Below are 18,969 nucleotides of genomic sequence, written 5' to 3' on the forward strand. Positions count from 1 at the left end.
ACAACCTCCGTTGGTTCCGGAAGCGAGACAGGCTCCCGACACCCGGGGCACCATGTGCCGCACGTCACCTCCCCCAGGGCGTCCCCGTACTTCCCCCGATTCGTACGGGGACGCCCTCCCCCCGTCGGGTACGGGGACCCCCCTCCCCCGTACTCATCGACGTACCGACATCAGGTGGTGGAACTCGTGCGCCAGCGCACCCCCCTCGTCCTGCTCGGGGCCGCCGTGCTCGTGCTCGTGGGCCCTCCCCTGCTCACGACCGGCAGTGGCGCCGAGACCGGCACACAGATCCCCGGCCTGCGCTTCATGGTCCCCAACACGCCCGGCGGCGGCTACGACATCACCGCCCGTACCGCCGCGAAGAACGCCGAGGACGCGGGCCTCACCCACAACGTCGAGGTGTTCAACCTGCCGGGCGCCGGCGGCACCGTCGGGCTGAGCCGGCTGGTGAGCGAGCACGGCAACGGGAAGCTCGCCATGTCGATGGGTCTCGGCGTGGTGGGCGCGGTGCACTCCAACGACGCGCCCAAGACGCTCTCCGACACCACCCCGATCGCCCGGCTCACCGAGGAGCAGGACGTCGTGGTGGTCGCCAAGGACTCCCCGTACAAGTCGGTCGACCAGCTCGTGGACGCCTGGCGCGCGAACCCGGGCAAGCTGCCGGTGGGCGGCGGTTCCTCGCCCGGCGGTCCCGACCACCTCGCGCCCATGCTGATGGCGAAGGCCGCGGGCATCGCCCCGAAGGACGTCAACTACGTCCCGTTCGACGGCGGCGGCGAACTGCTCGCCTCGATCCTCGGCAACAAGGTCGCCTTCGGGGTGTCCGGCGTGGGCGAGTACCTCGACCAGATCAAGGCGGGCGAGCTGCGGGTGCTGGCCGTCACGGGTCCCGAGCGGGTCGACGAACTGGACGCGCCCACGCTGAAGGAGTCCGGCTACGACGTGGACTTCACCAACTGGCGGGGCATCGTCGCCCCGCCGGGCCTGTCCGAGGCCGAACGCGACAAGCTCGTACGCCTCGTCGAGGAACTGCACGACTCCCCCGAGTGGCAGAAGTCCCTGGAGACCAACGGCTGGGACGACGCCTTCCTGACCGGCGAGAAGTTCGGCGACTTCCTGGAGGCCCAGGACAAGCGCGTGATCTCGGTGCTGAAGGAGCTGGGACTGTGACGACGCAGACCACCGACGTCCCCCCGAAGCCCGCCGACGCGCGGCGCTCGTGGCTGCGGGAGCACTCCGAGCTCGGCGTCTGCGTGATGCTGTCGGTGCTCGGCGTGCTGGTCCTGACCGACGCGCTCACCATGGACGTCGACATCACCCAGCGCGGACCCGTCGGACCGAAGACCGTGCCGGTCGTGGTGGGCATCGGGCTCCTGGTGATCGCCGCGCTGCTCGCCGTGGACGTCCTGCGCGGCGGTCGCGGCGAGGCGGAGGGCGGCGAGGACATCGACCTGTCCGAACCGGCCGACTGGCGTACGGTGTCGCTGCTCACCGGGGTGTTCCTCGGCTCGGCCGTCCTCATCGAACCGCTCGGCTTCCCCGTCGCGGGCGCACTCCTCTTCTGGGGCGCCGCGTTCGCGCTCGGCAGCCGCCGGACCGACCGGGACCCCCTCATCGCGGCCGTCCTCTCCCTCACCACCTACGCCCTCTTCAACAACCTGCTCGGGGTACCGCTGCCGGGCGGTCCGCTGATGGGAGTGCTCTGACATGGACGCCCTCAACTCCCTGATGGACGGCTTCGGTACGGCCCTCACACCCGTCAACCTGCTGTGGGCCGCCCTCGGCGTGCTGCTCGGCACCGCGATCGGGGTGCTGCCCGGCATCGGCCCCGCGATGGCGGTGGCGCTCCTGCTGCCGGTGACGTACGGACTGGAGCCGGTGGGCGCGTTCATCATGTTCGCGGGGATCTACTACGGCGCGATGTTCGGCGGTTCGACCACCTCGATCCTGCTGAACACGCCCGGCGAGAGCGCCGCCGTGGTCGCGGCCATGGAGGGCAACCCGATGGCCAAGTCGGGGCGGGGCGCGCAGGCGCTCGCGGCCGCCGCCATCGGCCACTTCGCGGGCGGCCTGATCGGTACGGTCCTGCTGGTCGCGCTCGCCCCGACGGTCGCCGACCTCGCCGTGGACATCGGCGCGCCGGACTACTTCGCGATCATGGTGCTGGCGTTCATCGCCGTGACGTCGGTGCTGGGCTCGTCACGGATCCGAGGGCTCGCGTCCCTTCTCATCGGTCTCACCATCGGTCTGGTCGGCCTGGACCAGATGACCGGCCAGCAGCGGCTCACCTTCGGCTCGCTGCAACTGGCCGACGGCATCGACGTGGTGATCGTGGCGGTCGGTCTGTTCGCGATCGGCGAGGCCCTGTGGGTGGCGGCGCACCTGCGGCGCCGGCCGGGCGAACCGATCCCGGTCGGCCGCCCCTGGCTGGGCCGCGCCGATGTCAAGCGGACCTGGAAGTCGTGGCTGCGCGGCCCGCTCATCGGCTTCCCGTTCGGCGCCATCCCGGCGGGTGGCGCCGAGATCCCCACCTTCCTGTCGTACGCCACCGAGAAGCGCCTGTCGAAGCACCCGGACGACTGGGGCAAGGGCGCGATCGAGGGCGTGGCGGGACCGGAGTCGGCGGCGTCGGCCTCCGCGGCGGGCACGCTGGTGTCCATGCTGACCCTGGGCCTGCCGACGACGGCGGTGGCGGCGGTCATGCTGGCGGCCTTCCAGCAGTACGGCATCCAGCCCGGCCCGCTCCTCTTCGAACGCGAGCCCGACCTGGTGTGGGGCCTGATCGCCTCCCTCTTCGTCGGCATGGTGCTGCTGCTGGCGCTCAACCTCCCGCTGGCCCCGGTCTGGGCGAAGCTGCTGCGCATCCCCCGCCCGTACCTGTACGCGGGCATCCTGTTCTTCGCGGCGGTCGGCGCGTACGCGGTCGGCGGGGAGACCATCGACCTGGTGATCCTGCTGATCATCGGCCTGATCGGCTTCGGTATGCGGCGCTACGGGTTGCCGGTGCTGCCGGCCGTCATCGGCGTCATCCTCGGTCCCAACGCCGAGCAACAACTGCGCCGGGCCCTGCAGATCAGCGACGGCAGCGTCACGGGCCTGGTCGACACGCCGTTCGCGGTCACGGTGTACGCGGTGACGGCACTGCTGCTGCTCTGGCCGCTGCTGGCGAAGCTGGTGCGCCGGGGCGGGGCACCGGCCGAACGGGCGGAGCCCGAGAACACGAAGTCCTGAACAGCGGGGAGCGGGCCGCGGCGGACAGTTCCGCCGCAGCCCGCCTCCCGTGTGTCCGAGGGGCGAGGGTCAGCCGATGCGATGGACCCGCTGGGTCGTCAGCTCGTAGCGGGCGCCGACGATGGCCAGCGCCCCCGAGTCCACCTTGGCCGCGAGGTCGGGCTCCGCCGCGAGCCGTGCGCGGACGAGCCGGACGTTGGCGTCGATCGTCGCGTCGATGCGCGCCTCGCCCTCCACGCCGCGGTCGATGGCGGGGCTGATCTGGTCGGCCAGGTACTGGATGTGGTCGGGCAGGTGCGCGCCCGACTCGTCGGCCTCGACGGTGGCCCTGACGGCCCCGCACGACTGGTGGCCGAGCACCATGAGCAGCGGGATACCGAGTTCGAGCACGCCGTACGCGAGGCTGCCGAGCACGGCCTCGTCGAGGACCTGTCCTGCGCTGCGGACGGTCATCAGGTCGCCCAGGCCCTGGTCGAAGACCAGTTCCGGAGGCACGCGGGAGTCGATGCAGCCGAGCACGAGGGCGAAGGGGTGCTGCCCGGTGGCCAGTGTCTGCCGGACGGCGGCGGACTCGTGGGGATGCTGTTCGTGGAGGGTGCGCCAGCGGCGGTTGCCCGCGGCCAGCTCGCGCAGGGCCTCGTCCGCGTCGGTGGGCCGCTTGCGCGCGGTGGCGTCGGTCGGTGCGGCGGCCGCGGGTGCGGCGCCGACGGCCAGGCCCGCGCCGAGGACCGCGGTCCCGGTGAGTGCGGCGCGCAGCAGGGAGCGCCGGGCCGGAGGCGTCGCGCCGGACGCCTTGGTGACGGGTGCCGTCCGCTGTGCGCGGCCGGCTATGTGGGGTGCTGGGTCAGAGATCACGTCGGGGAACGTACGTCCGACTCGCCATGCCACAGGGCCGGTTGCTGAATCATGAGCGAGTGTTGAACCATTCTTGGTGACTCTAGGAAGAGCCCTTGGCCAAGGCTTTCCCGCGGGCCGTCAACTCCCTTGCCGGGCGCCCCGCACCGGCCTAGCCTCATTTTGTGCCGCTAATAAACAAAACCCGCAAGCACAGCGTCGTGCCGGGTGACCACAGCAGCGAACTCTCCCGGCTGCGTATCGTTCTCACCGTCTTCTTCGCCCTCGACGGCTTCGTCTTCGCGGGCTGGGTCGTCCGCATCCCCGCCATCAAGGAACAGACCGGCGCCTCCGCCAGTGCGCTGGGCCTGGCGCTGCTCGGGGTGTCCGCCGGAGCCGTCGTCACCATGATGCTCACGGGACGGCTGTGCAGCCGCTACGGCAGTCACCGGGTCACCGTCGTCTGCGGCGTCCTGCTGTCCCTGAGCGTCGCGCTGCCGCCGCTCACCCACTCCGCCCTCGCCCTCGGCGCCGTACTCCTCGTCTTCGGCGCCGCGTACGGCGGGATCAACGTCGCCTTCAACAGCGCCGCCGTGGACCTCGTGGCCGCGCTGCGGCGGCCGATCATGCCGAGCTTCCACGCCGCCTTCAGTCTGGGCGGCATGGTCGGCGCGGGGCTCGGCGGACTGGTCGCGGGGTCCTTGTCCCCCACGCGGCACCTGCTGGGCCTGACGGTGATCGGCCTGCTGGTGACCGCCGTCGCGGGACGGGTCCTGCTCCGGCACGAGACCCCGGCTCCGGCTCGGGATTCGGCTCGGGATTCGGCTCCGCCTCCAGCGCCGTCGACGGCGGCAGCGACTCCGGCGCCGTCAGCGGGGGCAGCGGGGGCAGCGGCAGCGTCGAGCCGCGAACAGTCCGCGGCGGACCCGTCGCGCGAGGAGCGGGTTCCGCGGAGACTGGACGTCCGGACCCGCCGGCTCGTGGTCGTCTTCGGGCTGATCGCCCTTTGCACGGCGTACGGCGAAGGCGCCCTGGCCGACTGGGGCGCGCTGCACCTGGAGCAGGACCTCGGCGCACGTCCGGGCCTCGCCGCGGCGGGCTACACCTGTTTCGCGCTCGCCATGACGATCGGCCGGCTCACCGGGACCAGGCTCCTGGAACGGCTGGGGCTGAGCCGGACCGTGGTCGCGGGCGGCGCTCTGGCCGCCGCCGGGATGCTGCTCGGCGCGCTCTCCCCCTCCGTGTGGGTGGCCCTGTTCGGCTTCGCCGTCACCGGGCTCGGACTCGCGAACATCTTCCCGGTCGCCGTGGAACGCGCCGGAGCGCTGGCAGGTCCCCGAGGCGTCGCCATCGCCTCGACGCTCGGCTACGGGGGCATGCTGCTCGGACCGCCCGCCATCGGGTTCATGGCGGACTGGTTCTCCCTGTCCGCCGCCCTCACCAGCGTGGCCGTGCTGGCTGCGGTGGCGGCCGCCATCGGATACGGGACGCGACGGGCGACGCGGTCCGACGGGTGAGCGGGCGGCCGCATCCGGCGGCGTGTCGGGCGGCGTCACGTCGCGCGTACCGGCGAGCATGGCCCCGACCCGCGTCTCGTCGTGCGTTCCGGCGAGCGCGGCCCGGTCATCACCTTCGCCGACCGCGCACGGCACAGTGGTACCCACTCGCAACGCACCGAATGAGTCAGGAAGTTGATGTCATGACCGGCAAACTCACTGTCAGTGTCCTGGGCACCGGGATCATGGGCGCCGCCATGGCCCGTAACCTCGCCGGTGCCGGACACACCGTCCGGGCCTGGAACCGCAGCCGCGCCAAGGCCGACCCGCTGGCCGCCGACGGCGTGCACATCGCCGGTACGCCCGCCGAGGCCGTCGAGGGCGCCGACGTCGTCCTGACCATGCTGTACGACGGTGCCGCCGCGCTGGACGTGATGCGGCAGGCCGCGCCCGCCCTGCGGGCCGGCACCGCGTGGGTGCAGTCGACGACGGCGGGCATCGAGTCCGTCGGTGAACTGGCCGGGTTCGCCCGTGAGAAGGGCCTGGTCTTCTACGACGCGCCCGTGCTCGGCACCCGGCAGCCCGCCGAGGCGGGGCAGTTGCTCGTCCTCGCGGCCGGGCCGGCCGACGGCCGCGAAGCCGTGACCCCGGTCTTCGACGCGGTCGGCGCCCGCACGGTGTGGACGGGTGAGGACGGGGCGGCCGCCCATGCCACCCGTCTCAAGCTCGTGGCCAACAGCTGGGTCATCGCCGCCACCAGCGCAACCGGTGAGACCCTCGCCCTGGCCGGGGCGCTGGGGGTGGATCCGCAGAGCTTCTTCGACGCCATCGCCGGCGGCCCGCTCGACATGGGGTATCTGCACGCCAAGAGCGCTCTCATCCTGGAGGACCGGTTGTCGCCGGCGTCCTTCGCCGTGTCCACCGCCGCCAAGGACGCCCGGCTGATCGTCGAGGCCGGCGAGCAGCACGGGATCCGCCTCGACGTCGCGGCCGCGAGCGCCGATCGCTTCGCCCGGGCCGCCGCGCAGGGCCACGCCGACGAGGACATGGCCGCCGCCTACTTCGCGAGCTTCGACGAGAACGCGGACGCGAACTCCGGCGAGAACAGCGGCGGCTGAGCGGCGATTTGGCACACTCCCCCCATGGAGACCGCCGAGTTCATTCGCGTCCTGGACCGGGAAGGGCAGGCGCTGGCCGAGGCCGCGGAGCGGGCCGGGCCCGGCGCGGAGGTGCGGACCTGCCCGGGCTGGCGGGTGCGGGACCTGGTGCGGCACACCGGCATGGTGCATCGCTGGGCCACGGCGTTCGTCGCCGAGGGACACACGTCGTACCACCCGGACGGCGGTCTGCCGGACCTCGACGGCGCCGAGCTCCTCGACTGGTTCCGGCGTGGACACCGGCGGCTCGTCGGCACCCTCGGCGCCGCGCCGCCCGACGTGGACTGCTGGAGCTTCCTGCCCGCCCCGTCGCCGCTCGCGTTCTGGGCACGGCGGCAGGCCCACGAGACGACCGTGCACCGGGTCGACGCCGAGTCCGCACTGGGTGACGGCACGGCACCGGGTGGCGAAGGGGCCCTCGGTGATGATGTGCCCGCGCCCGGCGGCCGGCCGGGCGCGATCGCCGTCGACTTCGCGGTGGACGGCATCGAGGAACTGCTGTTCGGCTTCCACGCGCGGGGCAGGAGCCGGGTGCGGACCGCCGAGCCCCGCGTCCTGAGGGTGCGGGCCACGGACACGGACGCCGTGTGGACCGTACGCCTGTCCTCGGGACCGCCGGCGACCGAGCGGCATGCGGCGCCAGCGGCCGGACAGGGCGAAGTGGCGCAGGCCGACTGCGAGTTGACGGGGACGGCCGTACAGCTCTATCTGGCGCTGTGGAACCGCCGGCCCGTCCCGGGCGTGACGGGCGACGCCGCGCTCGCGGCGCTGTGGCGAGAGAGGTCGGGGGTCACCTGGAGCTGAGCGGACCGGCGACCCCGGTCACCGGCCCCGGCCACCCATACCGTTCAGCCTTCGGGTCCGCCGGTCAACATCTGCCCCAGCACCGCCCGTTGCACCGGCAGCACCTCACCGTGCAGGGCGCGCCCCTTCTCGGTGAGGGACACCCGTACGCCCCGGCGGTCCTCCGGGCACATGCAACGCTCCACGAGGCCGTCCTTGTCGAGGCGGGCGATCAGCCGGGACAGTGCGCTCTGGCTCAGATGCACCCGCTCGGCGATCTCCTGGACGCGGTACACGAGCCCACCGTCCTCGGACGCACCCGCGGCCAGGACGTCGAGGACCTCGAAGTCGCTGGCGTTCAGGCCGTGTCGATGCAGCGCACGGTCGAGTTCGCACAGGGTGCGCGCGTGCACCGCGAGGATGTCGCGCCATTGCTCCACGAGCTCCTGCTCGGCCTTCTCGTCCGCGGCAGCCATGGCCGCACCCTAGCAAGGACGCCACTTCGTTGCGCGGGAATTAAATGCAGTTGCATTGAATGCACGCGCATGTACTGTGTGGCGCATGACCTCTCCGCTCTCCACCCCGGCGTCCCAGGGACGCTGGACACCTCGTCTGTGGGGCACCCTCCTGGTGCTCTGCGCCGCGATGTTCCTGGACGCGCTGGACGTGTCGATGGTCGGCGTCGCGCTGCCGTCCATCGGCTCCGAACTCGGCCTCTCCACCTCGACCCTGCAGTGGATCGTCAGCGGCTACATACTCGGCTACGGCGGTCTGCTGCTCCTCGGCGGACGCGCCGCCGACCTGTTGGGCCGCCGTCAGGTCTTCCTGGTGGCCCTCGGCGTCTTCGCCCTCGCCTCACTGCTCGGCGGACTCGTCGACTCCGGACCGCTGCTGATCGCGAGCCGGTTCATCAAGGGCCTGAGCGCGGCGTTCACCGCCCCCGCCGGCCTGTCGATCATCACCACGACGTTCCCGCAGGGTCCGCTGCGCAACCGCGCCCTCTCCATCTACACCACCTGCGCCGCCACCGGCTTCTCCATGGGTCTCGTCCTGTCCGGGCTGCTCACCGAGGCCAGTTGGCGGCTGACCATGCTGCTGCCCGCGCCGATCGCGGTCATCGCCCTGGTCCTCGGCCTGAAACTCATCCCGCGCAGCGAGCGCGACCGCACCCACCGCGGCTACGACATCCCGGGCGCCGTCCTCGGCACCTCCTCGATGCTGCTGCTCGTCTTCACCGTGGTGCAGGCACCCGAGGCGGGCTGGGCCTCCGCCCGTACGCTGCTGTCGTTCCTCGCGGTGGCGGCCCTGCTCACCGTCTTCGTGCGCGTCGAACTGCGCAGCGCGAGCCCGCTGATCCGGCTGGGTGTCCTGCGCTCCGGCAACCAGGTCAGGGCCCAGCTGGGCGCCATGATGTTCTTCGGCTCGTACGTCGGCTTCCAGTTCCTCGTCACGCTGTACATGCAGTCGCTGCTCGGCTGGTCGGCCCTGCACACCGCGCTCGCCTTCCTGCCCGCGGGCGCGCTCGTGGCGCTCTCGGCGACGAAGATGGGCGCGATCGTCGACCGGTTCGGGACGCCCCGGCTCATCGTGCTCGGGTTCGCCCTCATGGTGGTCGGCTACGCGTTGTTCCTGCGCGTCGACCTCGACCCCGTGTACGCGGCGGTGATCCTGCCGTCGATGCTGCTGATCGGAGCGGCCTGCGCGCTGGTCTTCCCGTCGCTCAACATCCAGGCCACCGACGGCGTCGACGACCACGAGCAGGGCATGGTCTCGGGGCTGCTCAACACCTCGGTGCAGGTGGGCGGCGCGATCTTCCTGGCGATCGTGACGGCCGTCGTGACGGCGAACTCCTCCGGCGACTCCTCGCCCCAGGCGGTCCTCGACAGCTACCGGCCCGGCCTGCTCGTCGTCACCGCGGTCGCCCTGGCCGGCCTGCTGATCACCGCGACCGGACTGCGCGGGCGGCGGCGTATCCCGCAGACGACGATCCTGGTCGCCAAGTCCGACCCCGCGCCGGAGGTGCGGCAGGCGGGGGAAGCCGACGGGCGTGTGCCGGTGCGCGACTGACCCCCATCTCCTCGGCGCCGTGCGCCCGGCGAGCTCACCTTGCCCCGCCGGGCGCACAGCTGTGACACTCCGTCGTCTCGGTGCTGGTGCGTTTCCGGTGGGGGCCTCAGCCCAGCCAGCCCGGTCGTACCAGCCCCGACTCGTAGGCCAGCACCACCAGTTGGGCCCGGTCGCGGGCGCCCAGCTTCACCATGGTGCGGCTGACGTGGGTCTTGGCCGTCAGCGGGCTGACCACCAGGCGCCGCGCGATCTCGTCGTTCGACAGCCCGATGCCGGCCAGCGCCATCACCTCCCGCTCCCGCTCGGTGAGCCCGGCCAGGGCGTCCGCGGCGGCCGGCTCCTTCGAGCGGGCCGCGAACTCGGCGATCAGTCGACGGGTCACCCCCGGCGAGAGGAGCGCGTCCCCCTCGACCACCGCCCGGACGGCGCGCAGGAGTTCGTCCGGTTCGGTGTCCTTGACGAGAAAGCCCGACGCCCCGGAACGGATCGCCTCGAAGACGTACTCGTCGAGCTCGAAGGTGGTCAGCATGACGACCTTGACGTCTTTGAGGTCCGGGTCGCCGGTGATGCGTCGGGTCGCCGCGAGACCGTCGAGCACCGGCATGCGGATGTCCATCAGGACCACGTCGGGGCGCAGTCGCCGCACTCCCCGGAGCGCCTGCGACCCGTCAGCGGCCTCTCCGGCCACCTCGATGTCCGGCTGGGCGTCGAGGAGCGCCTTGAAGCCTGCGCGGACCAGTGACTGGTCGTCGGCGAGCAGTACGCGGATCACCGTTCCTCCTTGGGGGTCCGGGACGCGGAGACCCCCGGCACCCCGAGTGCGTTCTCCAGCGGGAGCACGGCCAGTACCCGGAAACCGCCGTCGTCCCGTGGCCCGGCCTCGATGGTGCCACCGAGGGCCGCGGCCCGCTCACGCATTCCGGCCAGTCCGTTGCCGCTGCCGCCCGCGTCCCCGCCGGTCGCCGGGCCGTCGTCGTCGACACGGAGCCGCAACGCGTCGTCCGTGCGCTCCACCCGTACGCGCGCGTGCCGTGAACCGGAATGCCGTACGACGTTGGTCAGCGCCTCCTGGACGATACGGAACGCGGCGAGGTCGGCGCCCGGCGACAGGTGCACGCTGCCGTCCCGGTCCTCGACGTCGACGGTCAGCCCGGCGCTCGCGGCCTGTTCCACGAGTTCGGGGAGCCGGTCGAGGCCGGGCGCCGGCGCCCGGGGCGCGTCACCGGGCGCGCGGAGTGTGCCGAGCACCTGGCGCACCTCCCCCAGCGCCTCCTTGCTCGCGGCCTTGATGGTGGTGAGCGCGGTGCGGGCCTGCTCCGGGTCGGAGTCGAGCAGCGCGAGGCCGACGCCCGCCTGGACGTTGATGACCGAGATGCTGTGTGCGAGCACGTCGTGCAGTTCACGGGCGATGCGCAGTCGTTCCTCGTCGGCGCGCCGCCCGGCCGCCCGCCGGCGTTCCGCCTGGTCTCTGTCCCACTGCTCACGGCGGACGCGGGCGAGCTCGGAGACCGCGAGGACCGCCGCCATCCAGGCGGCGACGGCGAGCTCCTCCCCCCACGGGGCGACCGTGTCGCCCGCCGGCGGAAGCCACCGGTGGAGCCAGTGCCCCACCAGGAGATGGACCGTCCACAACGTGCCCAGCGCGATCCAGGCCGCCCGGCGGTGCCCGGCGACGACCGCGCTGAAGCAGGCCAGTGCGACGGTCAGGAAGACCGGCCCGTACGGGTATCCCGCGCCGAAGTAGACAAGTACCGAGGCCGCGCTGCCGCCCACCACGAGTACCGGATACCGCTGCCGCCACAGGAGCAGGAGGGTGCCCCCGACGAGCAGGGCCCGCCCGAGGGTGTCGAGCTGCTCCCGCTCGGGCTGCTCCTGGGCGGCGAAGGTGCTGCCGACGAGGACGAACACGGTGAGGAAGAGCGTCGAACGCCACGGTGTCCGGGGGCCGCCGGCGCCCTCTTCCTCCCCGTCGCGGGGCTTCCACCACGGGGGTCCGTGCCACCGGCTCCGCGGTGGGCCGCCTCTGGTCCAGGGCGGTCCACCGGTCCAGGGCGGTCCACCGCACCGGCGCGGGCGCTGCTCTTCCATGCCCGCCACGCTAGACGCCACGCACCGCCGGGAGCGTCAGCCGGGCGAGGTGATCACGCGTACTCCCCGCGTAGTACGGCCCGCGCGCCGGACAGGCGGTCAGGAGCGTGGCCTGCCGACGCCGCGCCGGTGTCGGCGCTGGTGCCGATTCCCGGAAGTCGACGCGTTCGGCGCGGTCGAGGTGTCCGACGACGACATGGTCCCGCTGCTGCGTGCCTGCCTCGAGCTCGCCGACTCACCCGTCCGGCGTGCACGGCTGTCCGGCTCGCGCAGTCGTCCGGCTCGCGCAGTCGTCGGGGTCGCTCAGTCGCCGCCCGCCCGGCGCTCAGGGCTCCCCCGGCCCTCTCCGGGTGTGGCACCCCATGCCGTTCAGCGGTCGAGCCTGGCCAGGGCGCGCTGTGCCATCGGGTGCGACCGCACCATCTCGGCGAGCGAGGTGGAGCCGCGGGTGATGCCCGCGAACGCCTTCCACGCCGGCCGGAAGCCGGTGAGCGCCGCATGGAACACCCCGGGCCGGCGCTCGAAGATCGCGAGCATGCGCTTGCCCACGCTCATCTCCACACCCAGCCCCGCCTTGATCGCGAAGGCGTAGTTCAGTGCTTGGCGCCGTGTGTCGACGGCGTCGTGGGCCTCCGCGATCCGGACCGCCCACTCCCCCGCCAGCCGCCCGGAACGCAGCGCGAAGGAGATGCCCTCACGGGTCCACGGCTCCAGGAGCCCCGCCGCGTCCCCGCACACCAGCACCCGGCCCCGCGACAGCGGCGAGTCGTCGGCGCGGCAGCGGGTCAGATGGCCGGACGAGATGCCGGGCTCGAAGCCGGCGAGGCCGAGCCGGGCGACGAAGTCCTCCAGGTACCGCTTGGTGGCTGCGCCTTCGCCGCGCGCCGAGATCACCCCGACGGTGAGCGTGTCGCCCTTGGGGAACACCCACCCGTAACTGCCGGGGAGCGGACCCCAGTCGATGAGGACCCGCCCCTTCCAGTCCTCCGCGACCGTCTCCGGCACCGGGATCTCCACCTCCAGGCCGAGGTCGACCTGGTCGAGCTTCACGCCGACGTGCGCTCCTATGCGGCTGGCACTGCCGTCCGCGCCGACCACCGCCCGCGCCAGCAGCGTCTCGCCGTCCTGGAGGACGACGGCGACCGAGCGCCGGTCGGGGACCGCCGAGCCGTGCTGTTCGACCCGCGTGACCGTGACACCCGTACGCAGTTCGGCGCCGGCCTTCTGCGCGTGCTCGACGAGCTGCTGGTCGAACTCGGGCCGGTTGATGAGCCCGAAGAGCATCTGCTTGGAGCGCCGGGTCCGCACGAACCTGCCGTCGAGCGAGAACGTGACCGCGTGGACCCGGTCCCGGAACGGCAGCTCGAATCCGGGCGGCAGTGCGTCACGGGTCGGTCCGATGATGCCGCCGCCGCACGTCTTGTAGCGGGGCAGCTCCGCTTTCTCCAGCAACAGGACACGACGCCCCGCGACCGCTGCCGCATAGGCGGCCGAGGCGCCCGCGGGCCCCGCTCCGACCACGACGACGTCCCACACCCGCTGCCCGTCGTCCTGTCCGTCGTCCGAAGAGTTCTCGCTGCTCACGATGGTCTGCTGCTCCGATCCAGCCGCCTGCCGCACCTACTCCACGCATCCTACGGCGGCGTCCGGCGAAGACCGCTGTGGGAGGATCGGCAGCGTATGCAGCGCGCACACCCGTATACCCGCGCATCCGCACCCGTACGTACACCCATGTACAACGTCGCACCCACGAGGAGCGTGCCCATGTCGTCGCATCCGGTTGCCGAGACCGTCGCCTCTCTCATGCCCAGGGCGAAGGCGGAGCTCACCGAGCTGGTGGCCTTCAAGTCGGTGGCGGACTTCGAGCAGTTCCCCCGGAGCGAGAGCGAGGGCGCCGCGAACTGGGTCGCCGACGCGCTGCGCGCCGAGGGTTTCCAGGACGTGGCCCTGCTCGACACCCCGGACGGCACCCAGTCGGTGTACGGCCACCTGCCCGGACCCGAGGGCGCGAAGACCGTGCTCCTGTACGCGCACTACGACGTGCAGCCCCCGCTCGACGAGGCCGGCTGGGCGACGCCGCCGTTCGAGCTGACCGAGCGGGACGGCCGCTGGTACGGCCGCGGGGCCGCGGACTGCAAGGGCGGCCTGGTCATGCACCTGCTGGCGCTGCGCGCCCTCAAGGCGAACGGCGGTGTCCCGGTCGCCGTCAAGGTGATCGCGGAGGGTTCGGAGGAGCAGGGCACCGGCGGTCTCGAACGGTACGCCGAGCAACACCCCGAGCTGCTCGAAGCCGACACGATCGTCATCGGCGACGCCGGCAACTTCCGCGTCGGTGTGCCCACGGTCACCACCGCGCTGCGCGGTATGACGCTCGTCCGCGTCCGGGTGGACACCCTCGAAGGCAATCTGCACTCCGGGCAGTTCGGCGGCGCCGCGCCCGACGCGCTGGGCGCCCTGATCCGCGTACTCGACTCCCTGCGCGCCGAGGACGGATCGACGACGGTCGACGGGCTGACGGGCGAGTCGCAGTGGGACGGCCTGCAGTACGACGAGGCGCAGTTCCGCACGGACGCCAAGGTGCTCGACGGGGTGCGGCTGATCGGCTCGGGCACGGTCGCGGACCGCATCTGGGCGCGGCCCGCCGTGACCGTGCTCGGCATCGACTGCCCGCCGGTGGTGGGCGCCACGCCGTCCGTGCAGGCGGGCGCCCGCGCGCTGGTCAGCCTGCGGGTGCCGCCGGGGGTGGACGCCGTCGAGGCGACCAAGCTGCTGCAGGCGCACCTTGAGGCGCACACCCCGTGGGGGGCGCGGGTGAGCACCGAGCAGACCGGTCAGGGACAGGCGTTCCGTGCCGACACCACGAGTCCCGCGTACGCGGCGATGGCGGCGGCGATGAGTGTCGCGTACGACGGTGCCGAAATGCAGTACGCGGGCCAGGGCGGGTCCATTCCGCTGTGCAACACCCTCGCGTCGCTGTACCCGCGGGCGGAGATCCTGCTGATCGGGCTGAGTGAGCCGGAGGCGCAGATCCACGCCGTGAACGAGAGTGTCTCGCCGCAGGAGTTGGAGCGGCTCGCCGTGGCGGAGGCGCTGTTCCTGACGAACTACGCGGCCGGCTGACCGGAAGAGACCTCCTAGCCCTTCGGCACCCCTGCCTCCAGGTAGAGCGCCGCGCCCCGCTCCCGGGCGCGCAGCGCCCAGCGCAGACGTTCGTAGCGGACGGGCGGGAGGAGGGCGGCGGCCTCCTCCTCGGTGACGAAGCGCCAGTCGCGCAGTTCGGGGCCCGGCAGCAGCATCCCCTCGGCCGCTCCGCTGTCGAGCCTGCCACCGTCGTAGAGGAGGCGCAGGCCGCCGTAGCCGGGGGGTACCGGAGGTTCCCAGTCGACGACCAGCAGGTGGGGTACGTCGGTCAGCCGGATGCCGGTCTCCTCGGCCACCTCGCGGATGCCCGCGCGCGCGGGTGCCTCGCCGGACTCGACGACGCCGCCGGGAAACTCCCAGCCGGCCTTGTACGTCGGGTCGACGAGCAGCACCCGGTCCTGCTCGTCGAAGAGGAGTACACCCGCCGCGACGGTCTCCGAGGTGGGCTCGGGGGTCTGCACGATGTCGCAGACCGGAACGGATCCGCTGTGCACGGCCTCGGCGACGCGTACGGCGGTCTCGTACGGGGAGAGCGTGCCGTTGTCGACGGGGTGGGCGTCCGCGGTGAGCCAGTCGGCGAGGGCGGCGCGGTAGGGCTCGATGTGGTCGTACGACCACTGGCGCACCCGTATCTCCGCGTCGGGGAGGTCGGGTGGGAGCTCCCGGTCGCCTATGCGCTGGCGCAGGATCGTTTCCGCCGGGGCGAGGAGCACATGGCGTACCGCGATCCTGCGGGAGGCTAGGCCGCCGAAGATCTCGTCGCGGTAGTCCTGGCGGAGCAGGGTCATGGGAACCACGAGCACGCCGCCGAGTTCCGAGAGCATCGCGGCGGCCGTGTCGACCACGAGCCGCCGCCATATCGGCAGGTCCTGGAAGTCGCCGACCTCGGCGAGGTGCTTGGCGGGCAGCAGGTGCGCCAGCCCGGCGCCGATGAGCTCGGGGTCGAAGAGTGTGCTGTTCGGGATCAGGTCGATCAGTTCCCGCGCGGTCGTCGTCTTCCCCGCACCGAACGCACCGTTGATCCAGACGATCACGGTTCCCCCTCTGCTGTTGGCCCCCTGAGGCTTGCCCGCTCCACCCTGCCACGGAAACCAGATCCTGATGAGGTCGCGTTCGACCGGCCGAACACGCGGGAGAGCCCGGCCTCTTGCGGGGCCGGGCTCGGGGGCGGAGCGGAAGGGGCGGGCCGGTCAGCTCTCCTGCTCCGAGGGGTCGTCCTCGCCCATGGCCAGACTGCCTTCGCTGACCGTGTGCTCGACGGTGGTGAGGGTGTCCTGGAGGTCGAGGTTGTGGAGGGCCTCGGCGTCCAGGGAGTGGGACGGGGTGACGGCCGCCACCACGAAGCCGGTGGCGAGGGACGCGATGGCGAGCATGCTGCGCTTCTTCATGCTCGGTTCAACTGTCTACGCGGTTTTGGGTCACGGTCGTTGCGCGGGGGAAGCGTGGGGTGTGTGGGTGGGTGCGGTTCGTCGCGGCCCGGCGCGCCGCTCCTCGCGCCCTCGCCCCCGCCGGGGGGGGCGGCGGCGTGTGTCCCGTGCGGGTTCGCTGCGGCCAAGCGCGCCGATCCCCGCGCCCCCGAAGACCGCGGTGCGCACAGCCTCCGCCACGTGCGGGTCCGTTGTGGCCGAGCGCGCTGTTCCCCGCGCCCCTGCCCGGGTGGCCGGCGTGTTGTCGGGTGCGGGTTCGCTGCGGCTGAGCGCGCCGATCCCCGCGCCCCTGAAGGCCGCGGTGCGCACAGCCTCCGCCACGTGCGGGTCCGTTGTGGCCGAGCGCGCCGTTCCCCGCGCCCCCGAGAGGCGCGGTGCGCGCGACCTCTGGCACGTGCGGGTCCGTTGTCGCCGAGCGCGCCGTTCCCCGCGCCCCCGAGGGCCGCGGTGCGCACGGCCTCCACCATGTGCGGGTCCGATGTGGCCGAGCGCGCCGGTCCTCGCGGCCCTGGGGGCGCGGGGTGTCAGCCGGGGACGCCGGCCGCGTGCGGGTGCTGGCTGCGGGGGAGGGCGGCGGCTGCGGCGCCCACCAGGCCGGCGTCCGTGCCCATCTGGGCGGGGGTCACCGTGAGGCGCTGGACGAACGACAGCGTGGCGTAGGTGCGCAGGGCCGCCCGCAGCGGGGCGAACAGGACCTCGCCCGCCTTGCCCACTCCCCCGCCGATCACCGCGATGTCGATCTCCACCAGGGTCGCGGTCGCCGCGATGCCCGCCGCCAGGGCCTGCGCGGCCCGCTCGAAGGAGGCCGTCGCGACCGGGTCGCCCGCACGGGCGGCGGCCGCCACGGCCGCGGCCGAGGTGTCACCCTCGGGACCCGGCTGCCAGCCGCCCTCGATCGCGCGGCGCGCGATGTTCGGGCCGCTGGCGATGCGCTCCACGCAGCCGCGCGACCCGCACGGGCACAGGTCACCGTCGAGGTCGACGCTGATGTGGCCGATGTGACCCGAGTTGCCGGTCGGCCCGGGGTGCAGCTTCCCGCCGAGGACCAGACCGCCGCCGACACCCGTCGAGACGACCATGCAGAGCGCGTTGTCGTGGCCGCGGGCCGCACCCTGCCAGTGCTCGGCCGCCGTGATCGCCACACCGTCGCCGATCAGCTCGACGGGCAGGCCGTCCGTCACCGCGCGGACCCGCTCCACGAGGGGGTACGCGCGCCAGCCGGCGACGTTCACCGGACTCACGGTGCCCGCCGAGGCGTCCACGGGGCCGGCGCTGCCGATGCCGACCGCCGCGGCCCTGCTCCACAGCGGGGAGGCGGTCAGCTCGCCGAGCACGGCCTCGACGGCCCGCATGACGATGTCGCCGTGCTCCTGCGCCGGCGTCGGCCGCTGGGCGCGCAGCAGGATCCGGCCGTGGCCGTCCACCAGCGCTCCGGCGATCTTGGTGCCGCCGATGTCGAGCGCGGCCACGAGGTCGGTGTGCATCAGTGTCAGTTCTCCCGATCGGATCCCGGTGGGACCATGAGGAAAGGGCAGGGCCGGTCGCACGGTGGGGGTGGGCGGGCCGGAGAATGCGATGGACAGTCTCTCCCGCATCTGACAACGTTGTCCAGGCTCTATGCTCGACGCCACATCCCGATCCGGGTGCCCATCCGGTCCATCAGGACCGACGCAGCCCCATGGACTACAAGGACAGGACAGCGCATCGTGGCCGAGACCGCCCGCCGAACCGAGAGCCGCTACGGCAACCGTCCGACCATGAAGGACGTCGCCGCACGTGCCGGGGTCGGCCTGAAGACGGTATCGCGTGTAGTCAACGGGGAGGCCGGAGTCACCCCGGACACCGAGCGCCGGGTGCAGGAGGCGATCGACGCGCTGGGCTTCCGGCGCAACGACAGCGCCCGCGTGCTCCGCAAGGGCCGCACCGCGAGCATCGGTCTCGTCCTGGAGGACCTGGCGGACCCGTTCTACGGTCCGCTGAGCCGGGCGGTGGAAGAGGTGGCCCGCGCCCACGGCGCCCTGTTGATCAACGGTTCGAGCGCCGAGGACCCGGAGCGTGAACAGGAGCTGGTGCTGGCGCTGTGCGCACGCCGCGTCGACGGACTGGTCGTCATCCCCGCCGGTGACGACCACCGTTATCTGGAGCCCGAGATAAAGGCGGGCGTCGCCACGGTGTTCGTGGACCGTCCCGCCGGTCAGATCGACGCGGACGTCGTGCTCTCCGACAGCTTCGGCGGTGCGCGCGACGGTGTCGCCCACCTCATCGCGCACGGCCACCGCCGGATCGGGTTCATCGGGGACATGCCCCGCATCCACACCGCGGCCGAGCGGCTGCGCGGCTACCGCACCGCCATGCAGGAGGCCGGCATCGCGGTGGAGGACGCCTGGATGTCCCTCGGCGTCACCGATCCGCAGCGGGTCCGCCGGGCGGCCGAGAGCATGCTCTCCGGCCCCTCCCCGGTGACCGCCGTCTTCGCGGGCAACAACCGCGTGACGGTCACGGTCGTCCGTGTCATCACCGAGCGCGCCCGGCCGGTCGCCCTGGTCGGCTTCGACGACATCGAACTCGCCGACCTCCTCCAGCCCGGCGTGACCGTCGTCGCCCAGGACGCCGCCCAGCTCGGCCGCACCGCCGCCGACCGCCTCTTCCGCCAGCTCGACGGCTCCCTCGTCCTGCCCGAACGCATCGAACTCCCTACCCGTCTGATCACCCGCGGCTCGGGCGAACTGCCGCCCGCCGCCTGAT

Annotated in this window: 17 protein-coding genes; 9 read left to right on the plus strand and 8 right to left on the minus strand. The window is 72.7% G+C overall.

Features of this window, described 5'->3' with window-relative positions; all coding sequences use genetic code 11:
* Nucleotides 1–186 precede the first annotated feature (186 nt).
* From ACFYXC_RS31955 to ACFYXC_RS31965, 3 genes are read left to right on the plus strand one after another with little or no spacing between them, the layout of a single operon-like run.
* Nucleotides 187–1,170, plus strand: a complete 984-nt coding sequence (locus ACFYXC_RS31955; RefSeq protein WP_388910793.1) for a Bug family tripartite tricarboxylate transporter substrate binding protein — start codon at nt 187–189, stop codon at nt 1,168–1,170.
* Complete coding sequence (locus ACFYXC_RS31960; protein ID WP_389555540.1) at nt 1,167–1,706, plus strand: tripartite tricarboxylate transporter TctB family protein; 540 nt, start codon at nt 1,167–1,169, stop codon at nt 1,704–1,706. Before ACFYXC_RS31955 ends, ACFYXC_RS31960 begins: the two co-directional genes overlap by 4 nt.
* A gap of 1 nt (nt 1,707) precedes the next feature.
* Nucleotides 1,708–3,231, plus strand: a complete 1,524-nt coding sequence (locus ACFYXC_RS31965; RefSeq protein WP_389555541.1) for a tripartite tricarboxylate transporter permease — start codon at nt 1,708–1,710, stop codon at nt 3,229–3,231.
* A 69-nt stretch (nt 3,232–3,300) separates the two neighbouring features.
* Here ACFYXC_RS31965 and ACFYXC_RS31970 read toward each other — a convergent pair whose 3' ends face one another.
* A complete protein-coding gene (locus ACFYXC_RS31970; protein WP_389555543.1) occupies nt 3,301–4,086 on the minus strand; it encodes a carbonic anhydrase in 786 nt (261 codons plus the stop codon).
* 200 nt (nt 4,087–4,286) lie between these two features.
* Here ACFYXC_RS31970 and ACFYXC_RS31975 point away from each other — a divergent pair, with 200 nt between their 5' ends.
* The 3 genes from ACFYXC_RS31975 to ACFYXC_RS31985 all read left to right on the plus strand — a co-directional run bounded on the left by ACFYXC_RS31975 (nt 4,287) and on the right by ACFYXC_RS31985 (nt 7,522).
* Nucleotides 4,287–5,582, plus strand: coding sequence for an MFS transporter (locus ACFYXC_RS31975; RefSeq protein ID WP_389555545.1), 1,296 nt, complete (start codon nt 4,287–4,289; stop codon nt 5,580–5,582).
* A gap of 182 nt (nt 5,583–5,764) precedes the next feature.
* Entirely contained in the window at nt 5,765–6,679 is a 915-nt protein-coding gene (locus tag ACFYXC_RS31980) for an NAD(P)-dependent oxidoreductase (RefSeq protein WP_389555547.1), read from the plus strand.
* A 24-nt stretch (nt 6,680–6,703) separates the two neighbouring features.
* Nucleotides 6,704–7,522: a maleylpyruvate isomerase family mycothiol-dependent enzyme gene (locus tag ACFYXC_RS31985; protein WP_389555548.1), complete on the plus strand. Its 819-nt coding sequence runs from the start codon at nt 6,704–6,706 to the stop codon at nt 7,520–7,522.
* A gap of 44 nt (nt 7,523–7,566) precedes the next feature.
* Here ACFYXC_RS31985 and ACFYXC_RS31990 read toward each other — a convergent pair whose 3' ends face one another.
* The gene (locus tag ACFYXC_RS31990; protein WP_388910191.1) at nt 7,567–7,977 is read right to left on the minus strand and encodes a MarR family winged helix-turn-helix transcriptional regulator; all 411 of its coding nucleotides are present in this window, start codon (nt 7,975–7,977) and stop codon (nt 7,567–7,569) included.
* A gap of 85 nt (nt 7,978–8,062) precedes the next feature.
* On the opposite strand from ACFYXC_RS31990, the gene ACFYXC_RS31995 reads away from it, so the two are divergent.
* Nucleotides 8,063–9,568 (plus strand): MFS transporter, encoded by a 1,506-nt coding sequence (locus ACFYXC_RS31995; RefSeq protein ID WP_388910188.1) that lies wholly within the window; start codon nt 8,063–8,065, stop codon nt 9,566–9,568.
* Nucleotides 9,569–9,674: 106 nt separating this feature from the next.
* Here the strand turns inward: ACFYXC_RS31995 and ACFYXC_RS32000 are convergent, their stop codons facing one another.
* The 3 genes from ACFYXC_RS32000 to ACFYXC_RS32010 all read right to left on the minus strand — a co-directional run bounded on the left by ACFYXC_RS32000 (nt 9,675) and on the right by ACFYXC_RS32010 (nt 13,240).
* Complete coding sequence (locus ACFYXC_RS32000; protein WP_389555550.1) at nt 9,675–10,340, minus strand: response regulator; 666 nt, start codon at nt 10,338–10,340, stop codon at nt 9,675–9,677.
* Nucleotides 10,337–11,665, minus strand: a complete 1,329-nt coding sequence (locus ACFYXC_RS32005) for a sensor histidine kinase (RefSeq protein WP_389555552.1) — start codon at nt 11,663–11,665, stop codon at nt 10,337–10,339. Before ACFYXC_RS32005 ends, ACFYXC_RS32000 begins: the two co-directional genes overlap by 4 nt.
* A 360-nt stretch (nt 11,666–12,025) precedes the next feature.
* Nucleotides 12,026–13,240, minus strand: a complete 1,215-nt coding sequence (locus ACFYXC_RS32010; protein ID WP_389555554.1) for a geranylgeranyl reductase family protein — start codon at nt 13,238–13,240, stop codon at nt 12,026–12,028.
* A 180-nt stretch (nt 13,241–13,420) separates the two neighbouring features.
* On the opposite strand from ACFYXC_RS32010, the gene ACFYXC_RS32015 reads away from it, so the two are divergent.
* Nucleotides 13,421–14,776: a dipeptidase gene (locus ACFYXC_RS32015; RefSeq protein ID WP_389555556.1), complete on the plus strand. Its 1,356-nt coding sequence runs from the start codon at nt 13,421–13,423 to the stop codon at nt 14,774–14,776.
* Nucleotides 14,777–14,790: 14 nt separating this feature from the next.
* Here ACFYXC_RS32015 and ACFYXC_RS32020 read toward each other — a convergent pair whose 3' ends face one another.
* The 3 genes from ACFYXC_RS32020 to ACFYXC_RS32030 form a co-directional block, all read right to left on the minus strand.
* Nucleotides 14,791–15,831: an NUDIX domain-containing protein gene (locus ACFYXC_RS32020; protein ID WP_388910169.1), complete on the minus strand. Its 1,041-nt coding sequence runs from the start codon at nt 15,829–15,831 to the stop codon at nt 14,791–14,793.
* 156 nt (nt 15,832–15,987) lie between these two features.
* The gene (locus ACFYXC_RS32025; protein WP_388910166.1) at nt 15,988–16,185 is read right to left on the minus strand and encodes a hypothetical protein; all 198 of its coding nucleotides are present in this window, start codon (nt 16,183–16,185) and stop codon (nt 15,988–15,990) included.
* 563 nt (nt 16,186–16,748) lie between these two features.
* The gene (locus ACFYXC_RS32030; protein WP_389555559.1) at nt 16,749–17,708 is read right to left on the minus strand and encodes an ROK family protein; all 960 of its coding nucleotides are present in this window, start codon (nt 17,706–17,708) and stop codon (nt 16,749–16,751) included.
* Nucleotides 17,709–17,930: 222 nt separating this feature from the next.
* On the opposite strand from ACFYXC_RS32030, the gene ACFYXC_RS32035 reads away from it, so the two are divergent.
* Nucleotides 17,931–18,968: a LacI family DNA-binding transcriptional regulator gene (locus ACFYXC_RS32035; protein ID WP_388910160.1), complete on the plus strand. Its 1,038-nt coding sequence runs from the start codon at nt 17,931–17,933 to the stop codon at nt 18,966–18,968.
* The last annotated feature ends 1 nt before the right edge of the window (nt 18,969 follow it).

The sequence above is a fragment of the Streptomyces sp. NPDC002701 genome (assembly GCF_042889045.1).
Lineage (GTDB): Bacteria > Actinomycetota > Actinomycetes > Streptomycetales > Streptomycetaceae > Streptomyces.